Here is a 21,269-nt window from a genome sequence, read left to right as displayed (position 1 = left end):
CGTTCATTTGAAAGCACTTGTGTTTAATAAATTCGGAGGACCGGAAGTACTAGAATATCTTGAAATTGCGGATCCGGTTATCGGACCTGATGAAATATTAGTAAGGATGAAAGCAATTGGATTGAATTTTGCAGATATTTATAGAAGAAAAGGAAACTATCATCTTGCTGGAAATCCCCCGTATATTTTAGGGTATGAAGGGGCAGGAGTCGTTGAAAAAACGGGAGCAAATGTCCAAGGAATCAGTGTTGGCGATCCTGTTGCATTTGCCGATGTCCCATATGCTAACGCAGAACAAGTGGCAGTTCCGGTGGAAAAGGCAATTCCTCTTCCAGAGACCATTTCATTTGAAGAGGCGGCTTCAGTTTTGCTGCAAGGCTTGACTGCCCACTATCTAACAAAAGATAGTTATGCGGTTAAGGAGAATGATATAATTCTGGTTCATGCGGCAGCAGGGGGCGTTGGACAGCTGCTAGTCCAAATTGCAAAGCTTCTTGGTGGAAGGGTCATTGGTTTAACCTCCTCTATGGAGAAGGCGTCCGCAGCTAAGAAAGCAGGAGTGAATCAGGTTTTCTTGTACTCGGATGATTGGAAGATGAGGGTTCTAGAGGAAACAAACGGAAAAGGTGTGGATGTAGTCTATGACTCAGTAGGTTCCACGCTCGAAGACAGTTTTGAAGCAACTCGCATTGGGGGAACGGTTGTATTTTTTGGAATGGCAGGGGGAGACCCTGCTCCAGTTGATCCGAGAATGTTGATGGATACTTCAAAGACTTTGACTGGAGGCGATCTTTGGAATGTCCTTACTTCCCGTGAGGAAAGGGCAAATCGTTCGGCCGAGTTGTTCCGCTGGATAGAAGAGGGAAAAGTCACGGTATCTAAGCCAATGGTATTTGCACTGAGTGATGGCTCCAAAGCACATCGTTTTTTAGAAAGCCGCAAAAGCACGGGGAAAATCTTATTAAGACCATAAAATGATAAGCTGTGTTGGCGATAATAAGAAGTCGTCTTTTTACATGGACAAAACATTTAAGGGATTGAGTTTTGTAAGGCGTAAAAAAAATTGTGAAGTAATGTACTTAAAGTAAAGGGTGCGATGATCCAAGAAGGATTATCGCTTATTTTTGTTCAAGTTATTAAACAAACGAAGCAGGATTGTTTAATAACAATAGGTGATTACATCTTAGAGAATTAAGAAATAAATAACTCAAGGTGGTTAGAAAATGGGAATGTCGGATTATTATAAAAAACTGCGAGAAAAAGTGGGTAATGAGCTAATTTTTATGCCAAGTGTAGCAGGGATTGTTCGAAACGATTTGGGAGAAATTTTATTACAAAACAAAGGAAATGGCGAAAAGTGGAGTCTCCCTGCTGGTGCAATTGAACTTGGGGAAGCACCTGCCGAAGCAGTTGTTCGTGAAGTATGGGAAGAGACAGGATTATATGTAGTGCCCAAAAAGTTATTAGGCGTATTTGGTGGGAAAGACTTTCGTTACCAATATCCTAATGGTCATCAAGTGGAGTATAACATCTTTATGTTTGATTGCGTTACTCAAAGTGGAGAACTAAGCCCGATAGATAATGAGACAGCTGAACTTAAATATTTTAGTCCAAGTAATATGCCTGAACTTGCTTTACCTTACCCTAAAGATTTATTTTTACATAGTAAAAATAGTGATTTATATTTTCAATGGGATGAACAGTGGTTAAAAAATCTTTCTCAAATTTAATTTATTTTCTTAAACTAAGGGATGCTCTACTTTAAGATCTAGTTGCCAATTCAGGCGGCTTTTTCCTTCTTCGACTAAAGCAAATTGGTGGGAGAAGAAAAGTTATGGGTACATACCCAAAGATAAAAAATACAGGAGATTTGAAAAATGGAAATAAGAGAGGCAACAGTATATGATATTGAAGAATTAACATCACTAGTGGAACAACTCGGTTATCCTACTACAATAGAAAATATGAAAACAAGATTTAGTAATATTGAATCAAGTCCTGATTATCATACTTTAGTAGCTTCTTATGATGGCAAAATAGTTGGGATGATAGGAATAGTTAAGGGATATTATTATGAGTTGGATGGCTTCTATGTTCGTATTGTAGCCCTTGTTGTAGATTCTAATTATCGTAATAAAGGGATAGGGAAAAAACTTTTAGAAGAAGCTGAAAGTTGGGCAAGAATAATTGGGGCTACTGGAATCGGAATAAATAGCGGAAACCGACCAGAAAGAGTAAAGGCACATAGATTTTATAAAAATATGGGTTACGTAGAAAAAAGTATAGGATTTGCAAAAAGTCTAATCTAAATCAACTTTATGTTTTGGGTTAAAAAACGAGATTGTGAAATAATGTACTTAAACCAAAGGGTGCGATAGTCCAAGAAAGATTATCGCATTTTTTGTTGAAGTAATTAAACTAACGAAGCAGTTTAGTGGTGGAGTCCAGATTGAACTTAGTTAAGTAATCGGCCATTTTATTGAACAAATAGCTAAAAGGATCTTATAGTAGATGAAGATCCTTTTTTAATATTTATAACATTGAATTATGTTATTTAGATATAATCAAATTAAACGTTGTTCAATCTCTTCTGCAATTTTCAATCCATGAAAACGTCCATCTTCAATATAAACTTTATTCATAATCCCACCAGTTACAACACCTGCAAGAAAGACATTTTTAACATTTGTTTCATATGTATTTGGATTGAAACTAGGAATTAATGTGGAAGAATCAATTTGAATTCCAATACTTTGAAGCATCTTTGTATCAGGTTGATAACCGATTAATGAAAATACATAGTCATTTGGGATTATATCAATACCTTCAGGTGTATTTATAGAAACCGTTGTATCAGTAATTTCCTCAACACTAGAATTAGGATAGAACTTAATTTTTTCTTTTTCAACGAAATTACGAATATCCAATAGTAATGATGGTTTAATTCCGTGATAAACAGTCTCTCTACGATGAACTAATGAAACTTTTGCTCCATTACGATATAAATCGATGGCTGCTTCAATAGCTGAATTCTTACCACCTATGACTGTAACATTTTGGTCGTAATAAGGGTGCCCTTCTTTATAATAATGCATTACTTTCGGAGAATCTTCCCCTTTAATTCCCATACGTTTTGGATGATCAAAGTTTCCAGTAGCAATGACAATCATTTTAGCTTCATAATTAATAGTTAAACCATTACTATCCATGGCATTTACAGTAAAAGAATCTTTATTTTGCAAAATATGTTCTACCTTTTGATAGCACTTAATATTGATAGCCTGCCGTTCGGTTACAAGACGATAATACTTTAATAACTCTGTTCGATTTGGTCTTGCATCTTGAGATAGAAAGGGAATGTTACCTATTTCTAAACGATCTGAAGTGCTATAGAAACGCATATCTAGTGGACAATTAACAATAGAGTTTACAATTGCTTCTTTTTCTATAATCACATAATGTATTCCTTTTTCTTGAAGGGCTAGACCAGTTGCTAAACCGCAAGGGCCCCCGCCAATAATAACAACATCATACTTTTCTAAAACATGGTCCATTCGTTAAACTCTTCCTTTTTTATTTTACTTTTTTTCGTCGTAATTCTTAATCTGTTTATTATATCTGATTATGTAAAATAAACAAAATCAGGCATACGATAATCTTACTCCTTATTCGGGAGAGCAAAAACAGAGGAGATGTTTAATACACCTCCTAACATAAAGGGAACTAGATTTTGTTAAGACAAATAATGATTTTGAAGAAATACACTTAAACTAAGATAGGGTTCGATAGTCCAAGAAGGATTATCTCTTATATTGTTGAAATTATTAAGCTAACAAAGCAGGTTAGTGGTAGAAGGAACTTAATTGAAATAGGTAGAATTCTATTAGTTAGACAGTTAAATGGAGGGGTAATTAAGAGAATGACACAAATTACATTCTTAGCTTCATCTAGGCGCTTTAAGATACCTGATGAAATTGAAGAATACAATAATCGTATTGTATTTGAAAAAGAGGAGGATGCTATCTATTTCACAGTTCAAGAGGTCGATGATTATTGGAAGAAGAAATTGAAAGGGTTATTTTCAATGCCCTACCTTTATGAAGCACATGGAGTGGGGAATAAATTATTTCTAAGATACATTGAAAAGTATATGGAAGTTGGGGATGTATTTGAAATATATCATGCGCGAAGTCAAAACCAATTTGCTGAATTTAGAAGGAGGATGGAAGAATTTCCTGAACCAATAGAAATAAATGTAGGCGGTTATACATATCGGGATATTTATGGTACTTATCAATTCAATCCCAAAAAATGGTTAGATGAATTAAGTCATCGAAATTATATTTCTCACCATGGAATAACCACATTTGTTAAATATTGATTTAAGTTAAATGAAGCCTAGTTTGTGAAGGATTTAACTTAAACTAAAGGGTGCGATAGTCCAAGAAGGATTATCGCATATTTTGTTGAAGTAATTAAACTAACGGAGCAGGATTGTTGAAGAAGATATTCTTTTAACGTAAAGTTTAAAGTACAAAATTTCTATATATAGGGGATGGATAAATGATAAAGGGGCTTTATGAAGCACATTTACCTGTGAAAAATTTAGAAGTTTCGATTGAATTTTACCGAAAATTAGGTTTAAAATTTGCTTGGCGTGATGAAGATACTGCATTCTTTTGGATAGAAGAAGGGAAAAGTTGGTTGGGATTGTGGGAAGGAAATGAATACCAAACTCCATACCATCCTTCTATAAGGCATATTGCTTTTCGTGTCACATATCAGGATTTAAAAGAATCATTAAAATGGCTTGAATCCATACAAGTTGAACCTGTTCCATTTGGAAGGAGAATTTCAATTGATCCTTTTGTAAGACCAAATCAAGGAAATGCTTCGGTTTACTTTGATGACCCAGATGGAAATAGTTTAGAATTGATGTGTTATGTTGACGTTCCAAATGAATTAAAACATATCACAAAAAAGTTTTCATTTGAGGATTGGGAGAACTTAATTAATAGTAAACTAAAATAACCAAGCTCTCTTTTCCTCAAGATTGTGAAGAATTGTACTTAAACTATCGGGTGCAAAAGTTGAAGATCAATAGCTGTCAAATGGACAGCTTTTTCTTGTTGTACTAACGGTGCATTTAGTGCAATAAGAAAAACAATAAAATTGTAAAGGGAGATCATATTAGGTGCAAAAATGACGACACAACAGTTGGCGAAATGGCTGTTGAAAGTAACCTGTTCTAAACGGATGAGACCTTTGGTAAACTTAGATTATCAAATTTTTACCAAAGTGTTACCATAGCAATAACCCATCTAAGGGCAGTTTCACTGTAAAAAGGGGGTTATCCTAAAAATATCCGAAGGAGAAACTTATATGAGTGGCGATGGAGCAATTTGGGGCGTACTATTAATGAGTCTATTCCTTTTAAATTTCTTTGCTATAAATTTTTATAAGAAAGGAAAAATGCCATTATGGGGATCTGGTTTAATTATTGGGATTCTAGGACCGATAATTGCTTTTATATCAGGTTCTGTTTTCGTAAAAGTTGACCACAGTATGGGTGGAGATGGTGTAGGAGCAGCCTTTGGAGCAGCTTTTATAGGTTTGATTATCGTGGGCAATGGAATCCTCTATTTCATTATCGGTATTATTTTAGTGATTAAGAATTTCATAAAACAACGTAATTTAACCCAGTGATCCTAAATACTTCCTTGTTTTTTATGGGAACGTTTTTCAATTTTCGTGTGCGTTGATCCAAAAAGGATTAGTGCACTTTTTTGTTGAAGTTATTTAACTAACCAAGCAGAATAAATGAAAAATATATGATAAAGTAAACTGAAAAACTGGGGGGGATTTGATGCTAATCGGTCAAATCAAGGAGATTGTTCGTCATCCTGTGAAATCTTTTTATGGAGAGAGTGTACAGAAAACAAGATTAATGGAATATGGTTTGTACGGAGACCGTAGCCATGCTTTTTTAGATGAAACTAGACTAGGAAAGTTTCTTACAATAACACAGTTTCAAGAAATGGCTCGATATAAAGCTAGATTCGTAGGTAAAGAGTTGGTGAATGAATACCCTAAAGTCGAAATACTGACACCTGAAGGTAAGATTTTTGATTGGGGGGATGAAGAATTAACGAATGAAATTGAACACAAATCGAAACGGAAAATTTCTCTTGTTACATACCCTCCTACTCACGTACCTTTAGGAGCAATTGAAGAAGAACACATTCAACTTGTTACGGACGCTTCATTAGATAAATTGAAAGAACTATGGGGAAAATCAGAGATTGATTATAGACGTTTTCGCCCTAATTTACTTATATCATTAAAAGAAAAAATCCCCTTTATAGAAGAACAATGGTTTGGTAAACGAGTTAGGATAGGGAATAAAGTTGAAATTGAATTAAAAAGGCATTGTGAAAGATGTATGATTATTACCGTTAATCCTGAAAGCGCAGAAAGAGATGCGACTTTGCTAAAAACAGTTGTAAAAGAAAGAAGGAATTATTTTGGCGTATATGCTTCTGTTATAAAAACTGGTCAAATTCATGTGGGTGATGAAGTCCTTCTTCTTGAATGAAGTTTTGCTAGGACAAAGAATATATAAAATGAAAAATATTAAAGTAAGTGACGTTGCTTATATTAAGATTGCGAAATATTGCATTTACTAAAGGTTTGCTTTAGTGGAATAAGGGATGATTAGAATGGGCTGCTGTTTTTACATCATCATTTATTTCTCTAAAATTCTTCTAGTTACTTTCCACTTTCTCATTCTAAAAATAACAGGTAGAGCAGCGCACCTTAATCTTACAAAGTTTGGAATTACCAAAGGAGTGGTAGAAATGGCACGTGTTTTATTTATTAATATAGGTTCTGAAGGACATATCAATCCAACTATTGGAGTTGTCCAAGAGCTTATTTCACGCGGCGAAGAGGTAGTTTACTTTACGATAGAAGATTTTCGAGAGCGAATTGAGAAGACGGGAGCTACTGTACGCACATTAGACGGTCAAAAATTTATAAAAGCATTTATCTCGGGTGGAAGAAATTATTTACTTGAAAGAATTAATGGGCTTTTACTTACTGCAGATATTGTCATACCTAGCGTGCTTGAACAGATTGATGGAGAACATTTTGATTACATCATCCATGATTCTATGTTTGGTTGTGGACATTTACTTGCCCAAATTCTTAAGTTACCGGCAATCAATTCTTGTACTTCCTTTGCGCAGACAAAGGAATCATTCAATAAAATGTTGGAACGACTTTCTAAAAACATTCCTATAGAAGTGGTTAAAGAAATACACAATGAATTTCAAAGCATGACGGCAATGGTGAAGGAAAAGTATGGCGTCGAGATCCATTCGCATTACGAAGTTTTTTGTAATCCTGCACCACTTACAATCGTTTATACAATTAGGGAGTTGCAACCTTTTGAAGCAGCATTCGACCACACTTACAAATTTATAGGTCCATCCATCTCAACACGATTAATTCATGAAAACTTTGACCTTACAGCAATCAAGGGGAAAAGTTCGATATATATTTCACTTGGTACTGTCTTTAACCAAGCCATTGATTTTTATAAGCTTTGTTTTGAAGCATTTGGGAACACTGATCAAACCATAGTCATGTCGATTGGGGAAAAAACTCAAATATCTGATTTAGGAAAGATCCCAAAAAATTTCATTGTAAAAAATTATGTTCCACAAATGGAAGTGCTAAAATATACTAAATTATTTATCACACATGGTGGAATGAACAGTTTCCATGAAGGCCTCTATTGTGGGGTTCCACTCATTGTAATCCCACAAAGCGCGGATCAGCCGATCATTGCTGAGCAAGTTGCCAAAAGCGGTGCAGGTATTAAATTACAAATGCAAGGCTTGACTGCAAATCAACTACGTGAAGCTGCCGATTATGTGTTAAACGACCCATCTATCCATAAAGCTGCTTTAAATATGAGGGAATCCATTCAAGAATCGGGAGGATATCATCAAGCGGTTGATGAGATTTTTGAATTTAAAAGTCGATATGATCTATAAATATAAAAGTTTCTCAACTGCTATTATTGATGGCTGTTCTAAGTTGTTACGGCAATTCCTTTTTAATAATGGAACGGACTTTTAAAAAATATAGATTGTGAAATTATACACTTAAATAAACGGTGCGTTATCCAAAAGGATTATCGAATGTAAGTAGATTTATATTCAAAGGAGAGTATAAGAGTGAAGATACAAATTGTATTGTTTGATGGATTTGGGGAACTTGTCGCTTTGGCACCTTTTGAAGTATTAAAGCGGGGAATCGAGGCAGGAGCTCCATTCGAGATTGAATTAGTTGCAAGTTGTTCTCAAAAAGAAGTCGTCGCATCTTTTGGTGTTCAAGTAACGGTCCATGATTTTTTACGTTTAGACAACAGACCCGATTTGTTAATCATCCCTGGCGGTGGCTGGAACCATAAAGCCCAACATGGGGCCAGACAAGAGGCTGAGAAGAGAGAGTTAACGCAGATCATCTCGGCTATGCATGACGAAGGTACGATCGTATGCGGAGTTTGTACAGGTGGTATGTTGATGGCTGCCTCAGGTATTTTAAAAGACAAGAGAGTTGCTATGCATTATCTGGCGAAAGATGAACTACCTAGATATGGAGCTGATTACTTGGGATATCGAATTGTTGATGAAGGTAGTGTAATCACGGCTAGGGGAGTTACTTCAGGAATTGATCTAGGATTATGGATTATTGAGAGGTTTTCGGGAGCTGAGATAGCAGCTATAGTAGAACATCGAATGGAATATGAGCGAAGAGGAGTCGTTTGGAGAAACCCCGCAAATTAAGAAATTCCGTTTTTGTATGGAGTTAATATATTGTATGGGCAGTTAAAGCAACCATCGTGAGAGAGCTCTTGAATATTAGTCAGAGGTCAGGGCTTCGAATTGCGATTTATCCTTTCCACTTTCGGATTAAAACAGGAGAAGTGATGTTAAAATTAAAGCTGTTTGATGCTAATGGTGTATTGTTCAATGGTATATAGATATATGCCTCTAGAAAGGAATCGAAAATGATTGTTCCATTAAAGGTGCGATTCTTCCAAAGCAAAGGATGTTTTTTCCTTACTCAAGTAACGGAGCAGTTAGTTGAAGAAAAAATTTTTAACTTGTTCCACAATCGAGGCATTTAATAGAATGAGATTACATAAAAAGTCGATTTCCCAACGTAAAGGAAATCGACTTTTTTCTAAAAATCAAATATCAAGATTACTTTCTACTATTTTTCTTTATAATCTTCCTTTTTATTAATTGTATTCAATACAAAACAAACTATGGCTGTAATAGCTAGAGGAAGAAAAACCATATAAACCTCTGACAAAGCATCTCTCTTAGCGTAAAGTACTAATACAAAAATGGAAACAATAACATATGTTATTACTATAATGATATTCATTACAAATCTATGTTTATTTTTCATAGATGTTCTCCTCTACTTCCATAGCGCTATTAAGATTTAATACTTTCATTATAATTTATAAAGTGATGCAAGGTAAGGTAAAAACCGGATTGCTGTTTAATGAAATTTATTTTATATGAGCTTTTTGTTTATTCCAGAAACGGGTGCGATTGTGGAATAAGCGTCCTTTTCTTATTTAACTAACAGGTGCGATGATCAAAGAAGGATTATCGCTTATTTGTGTTGAAGTTATTACGCTACCGTGAAAATAAACTTCTCGTATTACAAAAAATAGACAACACCCAAGAAGACCCTTCTAATTCGTTAAAAAAAAGAGCTAAATTCATCGTTCTATGGATTGGTTGACTGGATTAAGAACCATTATAGACAACTTAGTATATTTTCATTCTCTGTGGTGAAGCGCTGATTTTTGCGCTTCATGGATGGCTAACGGGTAAGGATAGTTTAACAAGGATTATAATTTTTGTAGGTCAGATTATAGTACCGTAGTTGAGAGTATTACCTTTAAAAATTTTCATATGTTGATAAACTTTCGTAAATATAAGAATAAAGGGGAATTTATTTGGAACAGTACACTTATAGTTTAGAACGATATACTTTATGTTTTTCTTTTTATTCTGGAATCGATGAGGTAGATGACGGAACTCATTCATTATCCAAAAAGGACTTGGATGATTATTTCGGTATTCAAGGGTCCATCTGTTTTTTAAAGGGGGAGCCCAACTTATTTTTGTCACATGTGCCAAAACCAGTTCCACCAATCTATTCATTTTGGACGAAAGTATTAAAGCTTTCAGATGAAGAAATCAAAGCACATGAGATAAATGATGGACACATATACTTGAACCTACTCTTTGAAAAATTCAAAAATATACTAAGTACACACAACATCACAAGAGAAAAAGTAGCCTACATCGAAAAAACATTCGATATGGCTTGTACTGTTCAAATTTACAGCTATGGAGATATTATACCAGGCTATTATTTATTAAAAGAACAAATCCAGTTAATCGCATCTTTACAGGCAGGTATAGATATCTCTACCCTACCAAAAAATAGAATGTTTTTATTAAACGGAATAGATTATTAATTAACCAGTTTTTCTATCGCTGTTTTTCCATTCTTCATAAAAAGCCTTGAGATTATTTTCAGATTTAAGTATTATTGCTTTTTCCTCGGTACCAACATACGGTCTTTATCATAGATGTATTAATAACAATACAATATTGTGAAGTATTACACTTAAACTAAAGAGTGCGTTGATCTAAGAAGGATTAATGCACTTTTTTGTTGAATTCCTTATTGAACAAATGGAGCAGGATAGTTCAAGAAGCGTTAGGTTGTTATGCTAAGGTGTTTATATGAAGTATGGGGGAGAAAGATTTGAATAAAAACAAAGATAGAAAACTTTATTTAAATATGATTTTAGGTTCAATAGGTATTATTTTCATCACTTTGGGTATTTTTGAATTCCTAACAATAGTTGAGAGTACAGTAGCATATATTCTAACGATACTTGGTTTTGTAATAACCGTTCATTATATTTATCATTTAGAAAAGAAAGCAGGAATAAGTGATAAGATAATTTGGATTAGAGCATTCATTCTTATCATAATTGTAGTTAGTATTTATAATATTTTTTATTGAAAAGGTTCAATTGTTCTTCAGATATCGGGTGCGTTGTCCAAGAAGGATTATTAATTTTTTGGGGGTGATTGTATGAAAAATGATATATTGAAAGCATTCTTTATATTATGGGGGCTTATTTTATTTATTGAGCTATTCTGGTTTAGTTTGTTAAATAATAGACCTCATGACACTTCAGATGTTGTATTTGCTGTCACTGTGATTGCTGTAACCAGTGTATTTGGTTCGGTTGGAATGTATTTATTTAAAAGTTCGAGGAAATAAAAGTCTTATTTAACTAAAGGATAGCTTTACTTGAAGATCGTTGAGCTGCTGGACGGCTCTTTTTCATATTGAACTAAAGGGGCAGGTTTGTTCAATAAGGATATTTTCCTGTTTTAAGCGAATTAGAATTTCAAACAAACCTTACACGAACACAGGTTGGAAATAATAGCAACATAGGAGGTATGTGTTATGAAGATCAATAGAATAGATCATGTGAGTATAAATGTAAATGATCTTTCAGAGGCTAAAGCGTTTTTTCTTGATTTAGGACTTGAAGTGAAAGCGGAATGGGAATTGGATGGAGAACAATTGGACAGAATAGTTGGGCTTAATGATGTTAAAACGGCATGTGTAGGATTGGGGATGCCAGATGGTCAGGCATGGATAGAGCTAGTCAAATTTTATACGCCGTCAGATGAAAAAGATATTCAACAACCTTTTGCAAATACGCTGGGTATCCGACATATTTGCTTTGCTGTTGAAGATATTGAAGCTATTGTTTCAAAGTTGAAAAAGAAGGGCACGGAAATCTTTAGTGAGATACAGCAATATGAAGATAGTTATAAGTTATGCTACGTCCGTGGTCCAGAAGGAATCATTTTAGAGTTGGCGGAGAAAATCAGATAAATATTGAAATGGTCTTTAAATGATTTAGAGATATCTTCTTAACACTATTGGGTGCGATTGTTCATAAGAGCAGTCGCTTTTTTACTAACGAAACAGGATAGTTGAAGAAAAATAGGGGGATTTTTATTTTAGGTAAAGTCAAAAAGGAGTTTTTTATCAAATGGACTTTAAAATAGGTGAAACACTAAAATTTGAAGAAATTTGGGTTGAAGTAGTGGAAATTAAAGGAGATGCGATTGTATTTGAGATTTTATCCACGAGTTATGAAGAAGATGAAGGAGAACTGATGGAAGTGCCAAAGTGGTATATCCAATCCAATAAAGACCAAGTACCATTGTGAAGTATTTTTTTAACCCTTGTATTTAGGGAGTTTCCTTTTCATTGTACAGATAAGAAAAAAAGCTATCGATAAGAGCTTAAAACTGCCAAAAATCCCTCGATAGCTTTTATAGTGAATTTTTTAACCTTAACTCTTTCTAAAGCTTAAAAGTTTCGCTGTCAAACTTTGACAAACCTCATTGCGTTGATTTAAAGTTTCACACTCAACAAATAGAAGAGCTTGGTTCGATTTTGATTTAGAAAATTTGATTTCTTTAATTGTACTCTTTACATATAAAACATCATTTGGGCGAGTTGGCTGTGGCCAATTAATCTCCCCACCAACTCCAATAATTCCATGAGCAAAAGGTAAACTATCTGTCAATAGTTTCATAGTAATCGCTGCAGTATGCCAACCACTAGCAGCTAATCCTTTGAAAAAAGTATCTTCCGCTAGATTCTCATCACAATGAAAAACTTGGGGATCATACTCACTAGCAAATTCTTTTATTTTGTCTGCACTTACATGATATTTCTTACTGATAAAAGTATCACCCACTTTTAAATCATCAAGATAAAGTCTCATAGAATATCCTCCTCCTTCATACATATTTATCATAAAAAGTAAAACATTCCTATATTTTAATGGTAATTTTTTTAGTTAATTGATTTGATTCTGGTTTTTTAATGATAATTACAAATAGACTTGCAAATAAACAGAAGACACCTGCTAAAAAGAACGCCCAAGTGTAAGTGTCAAAAAATTTATAGATTAGCCCCCCTCCATAAGCTGCTGCTGCAGCACCTGCTTGATGAAAGGCAAAAATCCAACCATATATAATGCCACTTGTTTTTATACCGAAGATTTGTCTTGAGATGCTAATAGTTGGAGGTACTGTTGCAATCCAATCTAATCCGTAAAATACAGTAAAGATTGCGATTAAAGTAAATGAGCCTTCAAGTAATGCATAAGGTAGTAGTACCAGAGAAGCACCTCTTAAACTGTAATACCAAAATAATAGCCAGCGATTATCAAAACGATCTGACAGCCAACCTGATAATGTTGTTCCTACAAGGTTAAAGATTCCCATAAACGAGAGAAGCGATGCTGCTGTAATTAAAGGTACCCCAAAACTAATACAGTAAGAAATAAAATGTGTCCCAATTAAACCATTCGTTGAAAGCCCACAAATAAAGAAACTACCAGCTAACAACCAAAATTCCTTTACCCTCACAGATTTAGACAAACCATTGAAAGCTATTATAATAGGGTTTTCCTTTTGCACATCATTGCTCTCTTGTATTTCTTCTTCAAGTCCATAGGGAATAATGCCAATTTCCTTTGGTGTGTTTTTCATAAATAAAAGGATTATTATTAGCATAATGAAACTAAGAATCATAATTAAACCAATCGCTAACCGCCATGAATAATTATCGATTATTGTCGCTAATATAGGAAGTAGAATTAACTGACCTGTCGCGGTACTTGCCGTTAAAATTCCTACTGCAAGACCTCTTCTTTTCTCAAACCAATGATTCGCCACATATGGACTTACTACCGTTAAAAAAAGACTCGCTCCCAGTCCAATAATAACACCCCAAATAATGATCAGCTGCCATGACTGGTTCATAATTAGTGTAAGCATGAGACCTGAAAGCAAAGTTGCCATTGAACCAATCATCATTTTTTTTAACCCAATCACTTCTAATAAGGCAGCCATGAACGGGCCAGATATACCAAATAAAAAAAGACTAATTGCAAAAGCAAGTGCAATAATAGGTCGATCCCAACCAAATTCATTTTCGAAGGAATCAATGAAAACACCTGATGATGATATGACGATTCCAGCTACAATTATCGAGAAGAAGGTTATGGAAAGAATAATCCAGCTATAGTGAATACGTTTCAAAACTCAAAAACCCCCAAATATTATCCTACTTTTTCCATAATACTAACTCGTAACTGAATATTAGTAAAATTGAAATTTATGAAGTTATCCATTGATTTTTTTGATACTATAAAAGTAAGAGTAAAATAAAAGTGGGTGGAATGATGGAAATACGCCATTTTGTTACGTTTAATAAGGTCATTGAAACGGGTAGCTTCACACAAGCAGCAGAACAACTGGGTTACACTCAATCAACAGTGACTTCTCATATTCAGGCGCTTGAGGAGCATTTAGGCGCACCACTGTTTGACCGGATGGGTCGAAAGGTAAGGTTGACTGATATTGGCAAGAAGCTGTTAGCCTATACGCAAGAAATTATGGATACTTATGGGAAAATTGAAAGCATTACTAGTGAGGAAAAGGATATTAGAGGGACGATAAAGATTGCGGCTCCTGAATCTCTTACGGTATACCGCTTAGAACCGATATTAAGGGAATATCGAAAGAAATTTCCTCATGTAAGCATCCGTTTAAGTAATGCCACTTGCGGAGATAACAAGAAAGCAATACTTGATGGTAGTGCAGATATTGCGTTTGTCATGTTGCCACGGTTTGTCGATTCAGATTTAGTTATCCATCCGTTAATGAACGAACCGATTGTTCTCGTTGGAAGTCCTGACTGTTCACTGAACAGTTTAACTAAAAGTTACCAAAATCAAAGGCTTAGCGAGTGTTTGATTACTAACGAGAAAGAAGCCAGTTATCGAAGAATATTTGAAGAGTTCCTACGTGATAGAGAGATTGTACCTTCCAACATTATGGAACTTTGGAGTATTGAGGCGATAAAGAGATCTGTAATGAGTGAGCTTGGTATTGCTTATTTACCTTTAATAGCTGTACAGGATGAAGTCGAGGAAGGAAAGTTGAAAATTATTCCTTGTGAAGCTGATTTAAAACAAATATACTCTCAAGTCCTTTATCACAAAAATAAATGGGTTTCCCCTGCGTTATCAAGTTTTATAGATATTACCTTAAAACATGCAAGAGACTGGTCATTTGAGGAGACTACTTGTTGAGTTGAAATTGTGAAGTTTTTAAACTTAAACGAAAGGGTGCTTTCCTTAAAGAAGGAGAGGTGCCTTTTTTTATAAAAGCATCTAATAATAACGAAGCATGTCCATAGACTTAGCTCATTCAATTATTAAAAAATGGAGAGTGTTTTACTTTATGATCTATTGAAATGATATTATTGGAGGCTGGTGCTGCAACCAGAATAGGATTAACTACCATGTGTGCAAAAAACTCCAAAAAGACGCTTTAATCTAATAGTAAATTTCTCTATAATTCAGTTTAAAGGGGGTGCTTACAGTTGGATAATCACTTAAGAATATCTGGTACTTCTTCCACTCATGCAAAGCCTATTATTGGAAAGGCGATACTTTGCATGGGGCGAAACATTTATCTTTATCGCTAAACAAGCTTTTCTAATATTTTGGCTTTGCACCTTATTTTTAAAAAAACAAAATAAGGAGCGAGCAAAATTGAAATATATTAATGCAAACAACGTTTTACCCGAAAAGCTAATTGTGGAAATCCAAAAATATGTCCATGGGGAAACCATTTACATTCCAAAGCCGGAATCGGAGCATCTGAAATGGGGAACCTCAAGTGGTGGGAGACAGTTACTTGATCGCCGTAATGACATCATTAGAAGTTCTTTTATTCGTGGAAGCAGTATCCAGCAATTGGCTGAGGAACATTACCTTTCAACTGAAACCATTAAGAAAATGGTTTATTCACATAAAAAGTAGGCGAACAGCACTGTTGAAAATCTTTTAGCAGTGCTGTTCTTATTTAAAAAACGTTTCTAACTCATCTTTTCCATTTTGGGGTTTTGCTGCATTGTTTAAAATAAAAGAAAAAGAGACTGCAGCAAAATGATATACATGATGAATGAAAAATTTATTAAAAATGAACAGTTCAATTTTATAACAAAACAGATTGATTTAATTAACGATAGCATCAAAAAGAACGTTCCTCAAAACGTTTTGGCTGCTGTGATTGACTTAGCCAATGCCAAAATCTTGGATCTTTTTCCAAATGTATCATTGGAACAACAAGAAATGCTGGTTCTTTCCAGACTGAAAACAGAAAAAGAGTACGAGCAATATATTCAACATCTTTCTGACTATGTGCTACCCTTTCCAAAAATCACCGAGCAGCAACTGAAAAAAATGTTTCCAAAACAAAAAAAAATTAAACTACCTGATTTATCAAATATAGACCATAACCAGTGGACCTATTTAAGCTGGAATGACCTTGGATATAATAAAAAATTTATAGTTTATGAGCTTGAGGGAAAAATGGCCGGTATTGAATGTGAATTTACACCAACTAGTAAAAAAAATCTTTGTTCCTTCTGTAATAGTTTTGGTGAGGTTGCTTATTTTTCCACCGTAACAAAAGCGAAAAAATCTAAAAATCCGGATTATTTCAAGTCCATCGGCAATCTTATTTGTGTCGACAGCAGCAAATGCAATAAAAAAATAACGAATGTTGAATATTTATCTGGATTTTTTAAAGACTCACTAGGAATATGAAACCTTTAGATGGTAATACCTACTTTTAAGTTGGGGAACATGAAAAACCAATCCCAAAGGACGGAGAATTACTAATTAAAGTAGAGGCAGCAGCTGTTAATCGAACAGATATCGTTAATAGAGAAAGCAGTACTGGTTATTTGAGCAATCCGATTTTGGGTGTCGAAGTTGCTGGAGTTGTTGAAGAAGCGGGCGCGGGTGCAAAAACAGCAGTTGGCACACGCGTTATGGGACTTGTGAATGGTGGTGGTTATGCTGAATATGCTGTCATGCCGGATGAGTGGGCAATGGTGATCCCAGAGAATCTATCAATTGAAGAAGCTGCTGCTATTCCTGAAGTGTTTTTGAATGCTTATCAAACGTTGTTCTGGATAGGTCAATTACGTCCCAATGAAACCGTGTTAATTCATGCAGGTGGCAGTGGAGTCGGAACAGCGGCGATTCAGCTTGCCAAACAAGTCGGAAAAGCAAAGGTCATTACAACAGCCGGATCCAAAGAAAAGTTAGATTTTTGCGAGTCTCTAGGTGCTGATGTTTGTATCAATTATAAAGAGCAAAGTTTTGACGAGGAAGTATTGAATGCAACCAATAATCAAGGAGTCAATTTAATTCTTGATTTCATTGGAGCTTCCTATTGGAATAAAAACCTTGCCAGTATAAAAGTAGACGGTCGTTGGGTTTTGATCAGCATTTTAGGTGGCGCGGAAATAGAAGGATTCAATTTAATGGATGTTATCGGAAAACGGATTCAACTAACCGGAACCTTACTCACTCCAAGAGGTGACCAATACAAAACAGCACTCACAAGAGAATTTTACTCTAAAACTCTGGAACTTTTTGCTAATAACAAGCTTCGACCAATTGTTGATCGTGTAATCCCTTTAAATGAAGTCCAACAAGCACACGAACATATGGAGAACAACAAAAATATAGGAAAGATTATATTGAAGGTAAATTAATAGCTAATCATTTGCTTCATACAATCGGTTGTAGCATCGCTAGGACGACCGATCTATTGTAAGGTACATTGACTTTGTGACTCATAGCAGCAGCCCTGTCACTAGGCCTATCAAGATCTAGGTAACAATAAGTATATTTTTAATATGAGACTAGCCCACAGATTTGTCTTTTTACCCTAAATATGAATTAAGGTAATAGTGTCTCTGTTCTTACTTAACTATAGGGTGCTTATATTGAATAAGATTTCACCTTTTGGGGGCTGTCCGAAAAGTCATTGAAAAATGACATTTGAGGATAGCCCCTCATTTTTTGTTTTTGGATATATTTATTTATAAATGGTTGTTGATTTCCGCTGCAGGTACTCGCTTTCCGCGGGCGGTCCGGGAGCCTCCTCGTCGCAAGCTCCTGCGGGGTCTCCCCTGGACACGCTTTTCCCGCAGGAGTCTCGTACCTTCCGCTACAATCAACAAGTTTACAAAATTCAGGAGTATTAACACCAATTTTTTAAAAAACTACACAAAAAAATCATCCTTTTTAGTAAAATGAAGTTACCACACAACATTCCAGAAAGGATGATTTTTTATGAGCAATCAATTGATTACTAATGAAAATTATAACACGCAAACTTCCCTTTTTCCAGAGTTCGAAGAGGTGAAACTAGAAATTCAAAATGAGGAAAACCAAAAAAGTGAAAAACAAAAAGAACCTAATCCAAGGCGATTAGCTCCTACTTTCAAACCCTACGATAATCGACAAGTTCAAATAATTTATGATATCGAATCCCTTATTCCACAACATCACGAGGCCCGTGTAGTAGACGAAATGGTTGAAGCTATTCCTGATGAGAAACTGTTTTCTTACTATGTAGGTGGTGGCAGAAGTTCGTATCATCCTAAAATGATGCTTAAAATCATCCTTTATGGTTACTCCCAAAAGGTTTATTCCTGCCGTGGAATCGAAAAATTAGCAAATGAAAGTATCCCCGCCATGTGGTTGTCAGCGATGCAACTACCAGATTTCCGTACAATAAATGAGTTTCGTGGCGGACGCATGAAAGATTTTATGGATGAACTATTCGAAGCTATGATTCACAAGTTGATTGAAGAGAACTACATAACATTCGAAAATTACTTTTTGGATGGCACTAAGATTGAGGCCAACGCCAACAAGTATAGTTTTGTATGGAAACGAGCGACTTCAAATTTCGAAGAGAAATTAAAAGAAAAAATTAAGGACACCCTTCAGCATATCCATGAATTAACGCAGTCGGAAGCACAATCAAAACAAGAAATCACTGAACAAGAATTAGTAGAAGTTGCCGAAGAACTTGAGGAAAAAGTAGAGGCATTAACAGAGGTAATTGATAGCGAAACTGATAAAGACGTTCGAAAAGAAAAAAGGCAAAAACGTAGTCAATTAAAGAAATCAATCAAGCAAATCCGAGAGGATTTTATACCTAGAATGACTAAGTACAAAGAACAAAATGAAGTGTTTGGTGATCGGAATAGCTATTCGAAAACGGACAAAGACGCCACCTTCATGCGGATGAAAGAAGATCATATGAAAAATGGTCAACTTAAGCCGGGATATAACGTACAAATAGGAACTGAAAAACAGTTTATTCTTCACTATTCAATCCATCAACGCCCAACGGACACTCGCTGTTTTATTCCACACATGGAGAAACTAGCTAATTCTGCTCTACCAATGCCTAAAGTAGTGAGTGCAGATGCAGGATATGGTAGTGAAGAGAATTATGTATACGCTGTTGGAGATGAGAAAGAGCAACGATTTGAGTTTCTTATTCCTTACGGAAGTTATATACAGGAACAAACCCGCAAATATAAAAAGGACATCAAAAACGCGAAGAATTGGACTTATGTGGAAGAGGATGACTGTTTTATTTGCCCGAATGGAATGAAGGTTACGTTTAAAAAATACATGAACAAAAAGAATAAGTCTGGCTACGAGCAAAGTTTCAAAATATATGAATGTGAAGATTGTACAGATTGCCCACTTAAGGCACAATGTACAAAAGCAAAAGGTAATCGACAGATTCATTGGAACACAATCTTTGAAGAAATGAAAGCTAAAGCTAAATCAGCCCTTGAATGTGAAGAAAAGGCCGCTATCTACGCTCAACGTAAAGTTGAAGTAGAAAGTGTGTTCGGTCACATCAAGGGCAATAGGTCGTTCCGCAGATTTTCTCTGCGGGGGCTCGACAAAGTATATGTTGAGTTTGGAATTGTGGCATTAGCCCACAATATATTGAAAGTAGCAGGCTTACGCCAGCTACTTTCAGAGAAAAATCGAAAATCTCAAAAAGGCAAGGGAGAAAACAATTCGTTTTTCTCCCTTGCCTTAATTTTTAGGACTTATCGGACAGCCCCTTTATATTTTTAGTAGTGAAAAATAACTTAAAATAGTAGGTGAACTAACAATTGTACAATTTTAATTGTCTTCTGCACTCAAATGCTAATTGTCTTGCTTTTTTATGTGTTTTTATAGTTGTGGGTACTCCAAACGAGAACGGCTTAATAGTATGTGCCTCTCATTTTTCATGTTTCCAGTACTCACTCTTCTTGCGTCTTCTTTAAAAACTCTATCCAAGTCTTTGTGGCATAGGAGAGATATCTATCTTTTTTCCAAGCTATTCCTAATTGCCAGGTTACTTGAGGCTCCGTAAGAGGTGAGATACTTACCTGTAAATGCTGGTGATTGATTTCATTAAAATTACTTTCAGGAAGTATGGTTATTCCTTGATTCATAGAGACCAATTCTATCATGAAGTTCCATTGTGAGGTTTCACAGATAATGTCGGGCTCAAAACCGAGTCTTCTGCATTCCTTCAAAATGGTATCGTGTATGGCAAACCCTTCTCGAAAGATAATAAAGTTTTCATTGATCAATTCCCCCCATTTTACACTTTCCTTTTTTGCTAGCGGATGACTTTGATGAACAAGAATACGTAAATCTCCTTTTAAGAAGGGAAAGAATTCAAATACATCCTGATCAATAGGGTAGGGCATTACGACCAAATCCAGGTCTCCCTTCATCAAAGCTTTTTGTAGATTTGCAGCACTATTCTCCTCAAATCGAACACGAATTCCTGGGTATAGTTTGTGAAACTTAGCGATCATTTTAGAGAGAAGTTTTGTTCCAAGCATGGGGAAAATTCCAATTTTAACGTACCCCTTTTGACTATTCTTTGTATCATCCAATTCCTGGTAAAACTGTTTTACAATCTGATGCATTCGCTGCCCATATTGATATAAGAGCTTGCCTGCATCTGTCAGTTCTAGTTTTCGAGTTGTTCGTATCAACAGCTTTACGTCTAATTCCTCTTCTAAATCCCTAATCACATTACTGATAGTAGGTTGGGATGTATATAACACTTCTGCGGCTTTTGAAAAACTACCCTGATTCACGACTTCGGAAAAGTAGTGTAATTGTTTTAGTTCCATTGTCTAACTCCTAT

23 protein-coding genes and 1 pseudogene are annotated in these 21,269 nt (G+C 35.2%); 19 read left to right on the top strand and 5 right to left on the bottom strand.

Annotated features, from left to right (window positions below; genetic code table 11):
• Window positions 1–7: 7 nt before the first annotated feature.
• The 3 genes from ABC371_RS24040 to ABC371_RS24030 all read left to right on the top strand — a co-directional run bounded on the left by ABC371_RS24040 (window position 8) and on the right by ABC371_RS24030 (window position 2,309).
• Window positions 8–973 carry a quinone oxidoreductase family protein gene (locus ABC371_RS24040; protein ID WP_412899128.1) on the top strand — a complete coding sequence of 322 codons (966 nt, stop codon included), beginning with the start codon at window positions 8–10 and terminating at the stop codon, window positions 971–973.
• 250 nt (window positions 974–1,223) lie between these two features.
• A complete protein-coding gene (locus ABC371_RS24035; protein WP_412899127.1) occupies window positions 1,224–1,730 on the top strand; it encodes an NUDIX hydrolase in 507 nt (168 codons plus the stop codon).
• Between the two features lie 147 nt (window positions 1,731–1,877).
• Window positions 1,878–2,309, top strand: a complete 432-nt coding sequence (locus ABC371_RS24030; protein WP_412899126.1) for a GNAT family N-acetyltransferase — start codon at window positions 1,878–1,880, stop codon at window positions 2,307–2,309.
• 255 nt (window positions 2,310–2,564) lie between these two features.
• Here ABC371_RS24030 and ABC371_RS24025 read toward each other — a convergent pair whose 3' ends face one another.
• Window positions 2,565–3,554: a YpdA family putative bacillithiol disulfide reductase gene (locus ABC371_RS24025; RefSeq protein ID WP_412899125.1), complete on the bottom strand. Its 990-nt coding sequence runs from the start codon at window positions 3,552–3,554 to the stop codon at window positions 2,565–2,567.
• A gap of 365 nt (window positions 3,555–3,919) precedes the next feature.
• Between ABC371_RS24025 and ABC371_RS24020 the strand changes: the two genes are divergently transcribed.
• The 6 genes from ABC371_RS24020 to ABC371_RS23995 all read left to right on the top strand — a co-directional run bounded on the left by ABC371_RS24020 (window position 3,920) and on the right by ABC371_RS23995 (window position 8,855).
• A complete protein-coding gene (locus ABC371_RS24020; protein ID WP_412899124.1) occupies window positions 3,920–4,381 on the top strand; it encodes a hypothetical protein in 462 nt (153 codons plus the stop codon).
• A gap of 182 nt (window positions 4,382–4,563) precedes the next feature.
• Window positions 4,564–5,031: a VOC family protein gene (locus ABC371_RS24015; protein ID WP_412899123.1), complete on the top strand. Its 468-nt coding sequence runs from the start codon at window positions 4,564–4,566 to the stop codon at window positions 5,029–5,031.
• Window positions 5,032–5,382: 351 nt separating this feature from the next.
• Window positions 5,383–5,706: an ABC transporter permease gene (locus tag ABC371_RS24010; protein WP_412899122.1), complete on the top strand. Its 324-nt coding sequence runs from the start codon at window positions 5,383–5,385 to the stop codon at window positions 5,704–5,706.
• A gap of 160 nt (window positions 5,707–5,866) precedes the next feature.
• The gene (locus ABC371_RS24005) at window positions 5,867–6,595 is read left to right on the top strand and encodes an MOSC domain-containing protein (protein WP_412899121.1); all 729 of its coding nucleotides are present in this window, start codon (window positions 5,867–5,869) and stop codon (window positions 6,593–6,595) included.
• Between the two features lie 262 nt (window positions 6,596–6,857).
• Entirely contained in the window at window positions 6,858–8,060 is a 1,203-nt protein-coding gene (locus ABC371_RS24000; RefSeq protein WP_412899120.1) for a macrolide family glycosyltransferase, read from the top strand.
• Window positions 8,061–8,243: 183 nt separating this feature from the next.
• Window positions 8,244–8,855: a DJ-1/PfpI family protein gene (locus ABC371_RS23995; protein WP_412899119.1), complete on the top strand. Its 612-nt coding sequence runs from the start codon at window positions 8,244–8,246 to the stop codon at window positions 8,853–8,855.
• A 430-nt stretch (window positions 8,856–9,285) separates the two neighbouring features.
• On the opposite strand, the gene ABC371_RS23990 is transcribed toward ABC371_RS23995, so the two are convergent.
• Window positions 9,286–9,486, bottom strand: coding sequence for a hypothetical protein (locus ABC371_RS23990; protein ID WP_412899118.1), 201 nt, complete (start codon window positions 9,484–9,486; stop codon window positions 9,286–9,288).
• A gap of 562 nt (window positions 9,487–10,048) precedes the next feature.
• Between ABC371_RS23990 and ABC371_RS23985 the strand changes: the two genes are divergently transcribed.
• From ABC371_RS23985 to ABC371_RS23965, 5 genes are all read left to right on the top strand, one after another.
• On the top strand, window positions 10,049–10,576 hold the full coding sequence (locus ABC371_RS23985) for a hypothetical protein (protein WP_412899117.1): 528 nt from the start codon (window positions 10,049–10,051) through the stop codon (window positions 10,574–10,576).
• Between the two features lie 293 nt (window positions 10,577–10,869).
• On the top strand, window positions 10,870–11,133 hold the full coding sequence (locus ABC371_RS23980; protein WP_412899116.1) for a hypothetical protein: 264 nt from the start codon (window positions 10,870–10,872) through the stop codon (window positions 11,131–11,133).
• A gap of 72 nt (window positions 11,134–11,205) precedes the next feature.
• Window positions 11,206–11,397 (top strand): hypothetical protein, encoded by a 192-nt coding sequence (locus ABC371_RS23975; protein ID WP_412899115.1) that lies wholly within the window; start codon window positions 11,206–11,208, stop codon window positions 11,395–11,397.
• Between the two features lie 189 nt (window positions 11,398–11,586).
• Window positions 11,587–12,024, top strand: coding sequence for a VOC family protein (locus ABC371_RS23970; protein WP_412899114.1), 438 nt, complete (start codon window positions 11,587–11,589; stop codon window positions 12,022–12,024).
• 160 nt (window positions 12,025–12,184) lie between these two features.
• On the top strand, window positions 12,185–12,364 hold the full coding sequence (locus ABC371_RS23965) for a hypothetical protein (protein ID WP_412899113.1): 180 nt from the start codon (window positions 12,185–12,187) through the stop codon (window positions 12,362–12,364).
• Between the two features lie 126 nt (window positions 12,365–12,490).
• Here the strand turns inward: ABC371_RS23965 and ABC371_RS23960 are convergent, their stop codons facing one another.
• Together ABC371_RS23960 and ABC371_RS23955 are read right to left on the bottom strand one after the other, a co-directional pair.
• The gene (locus tag ABC371_RS23960; protein ID WP_412899112.1) at window positions 12,491–12,928 is read right to left on the bottom strand and encodes a MaoC family dehydratase; all 438 of its coding nucleotides are present in this window, start codon (window positions 12,926–12,928) and stop codon (window positions 12,491–12,493) included.
• A 49-nt stretch (window positions 12,929–12,977) separates the two neighbouring features.
• Window positions 12,978–14,252 (bottom strand): MFS transporter, encoded by a 1,275-nt coding sequence (locus tag ABC371_RS23955; protein ID WP_412899111.1) that lies wholly within the window; start codon window positions 14,250–14,252, stop codon window positions 12,978–12,980.
• 140 nt (window positions 14,253–14,392) lie between these two features.
• On the opposite strand from ABC371_RS23955, the gene ABC371_RS23950 reads away from it, so the two are divergent.
• The 5 genes and pseudogenes from ABC371_RS23950 to ABC371_RS23930 all read left to right on the top strand — a co-directional run bounded on the left by ABC371_RS23950 (window position 14,393) and on the right by ABC371_RS23930 (window position 20,194).
• Window positions 14,393–15,307, top strand: coding sequence for a LysR family transcriptional regulator (locus ABC371_RS23950; protein ID WP_412899110.1), 915 nt, complete (start codon window positions 14,393–14,395; stop codon window positions 15,305–15,307).
• A gap of 465 nt (window positions 15,308–15,772) precedes the next feature.
• Complete coding sequence (locus ABC371_RS23945; RefSeq protein WP_412899109.1) at window positions 15,773–16,042, top strand: CD3324 family protein; 270 nt, start codon at window positions 15,773–15,775, stop codon at window positions 16,040–16,042.
• Between the two features lie 126 nt (window positions 16,043–16,168).
• Entirely contained in the window at window positions 16,169–16,831 is a 663-nt protein-coding gene (locus ABC371_RS23940; RefSeq protein ID WP_412899108.1) for a FusB/FusC family EF-G-binding protein, read from the top strand.
• Window positions 16,832–16,878: 47 nt separating this feature from the next.
• Window positions 16,879–17,790 (top strand): annotated as a pseudogene (locus ABC371_RS23935) (NAD(P)H-quinone oxidoreductase); the annotation flags it as partial.
• Window positions 17,791–18,373: 583 nt separating this feature from the next.
• Window positions 18,374–20,194 carry an IS1182 family transposase gene (locus ABC371_RS23930; protein WP_412899107.1) on the top strand — a complete coding sequence of 607 codons (1,821 nt, stop codon included), beginning with the start codon at window positions 18,374–18,376 and terminating at the stop codon, window positions 20,192–20,194.
• 170 nt (window positions 20,195–20,364) lie between these two features.
• Here ABC371_RS23930 and ABC371_RS23925 read toward each other — a convergent pair whose 3' ends face one another.
• A complete protein-coding gene (locus tag ABC371_RS23925; protein ID WP_412899106.1) occupies window positions 20,365–21,255 on the bottom strand; it encodes a LysR family transcriptional regulator in 891 nt (296 codons plus the stop codon).
• Window positions 21,256–21,269 lie beyond the last annotated feature (14 nt).

It is taken from the genome of Bacillus jepli (assembly GCF_047238305.1).
GTDB lineage: Bacteria > Bacillota > Bacilli > Bacillales > Bacillaceae_L > Ferdinandcohnia.
Note: the sequence above shows the minus strand (reverse complement) of the source record. Positions and strands in the feature narration are given on the sequence as shown.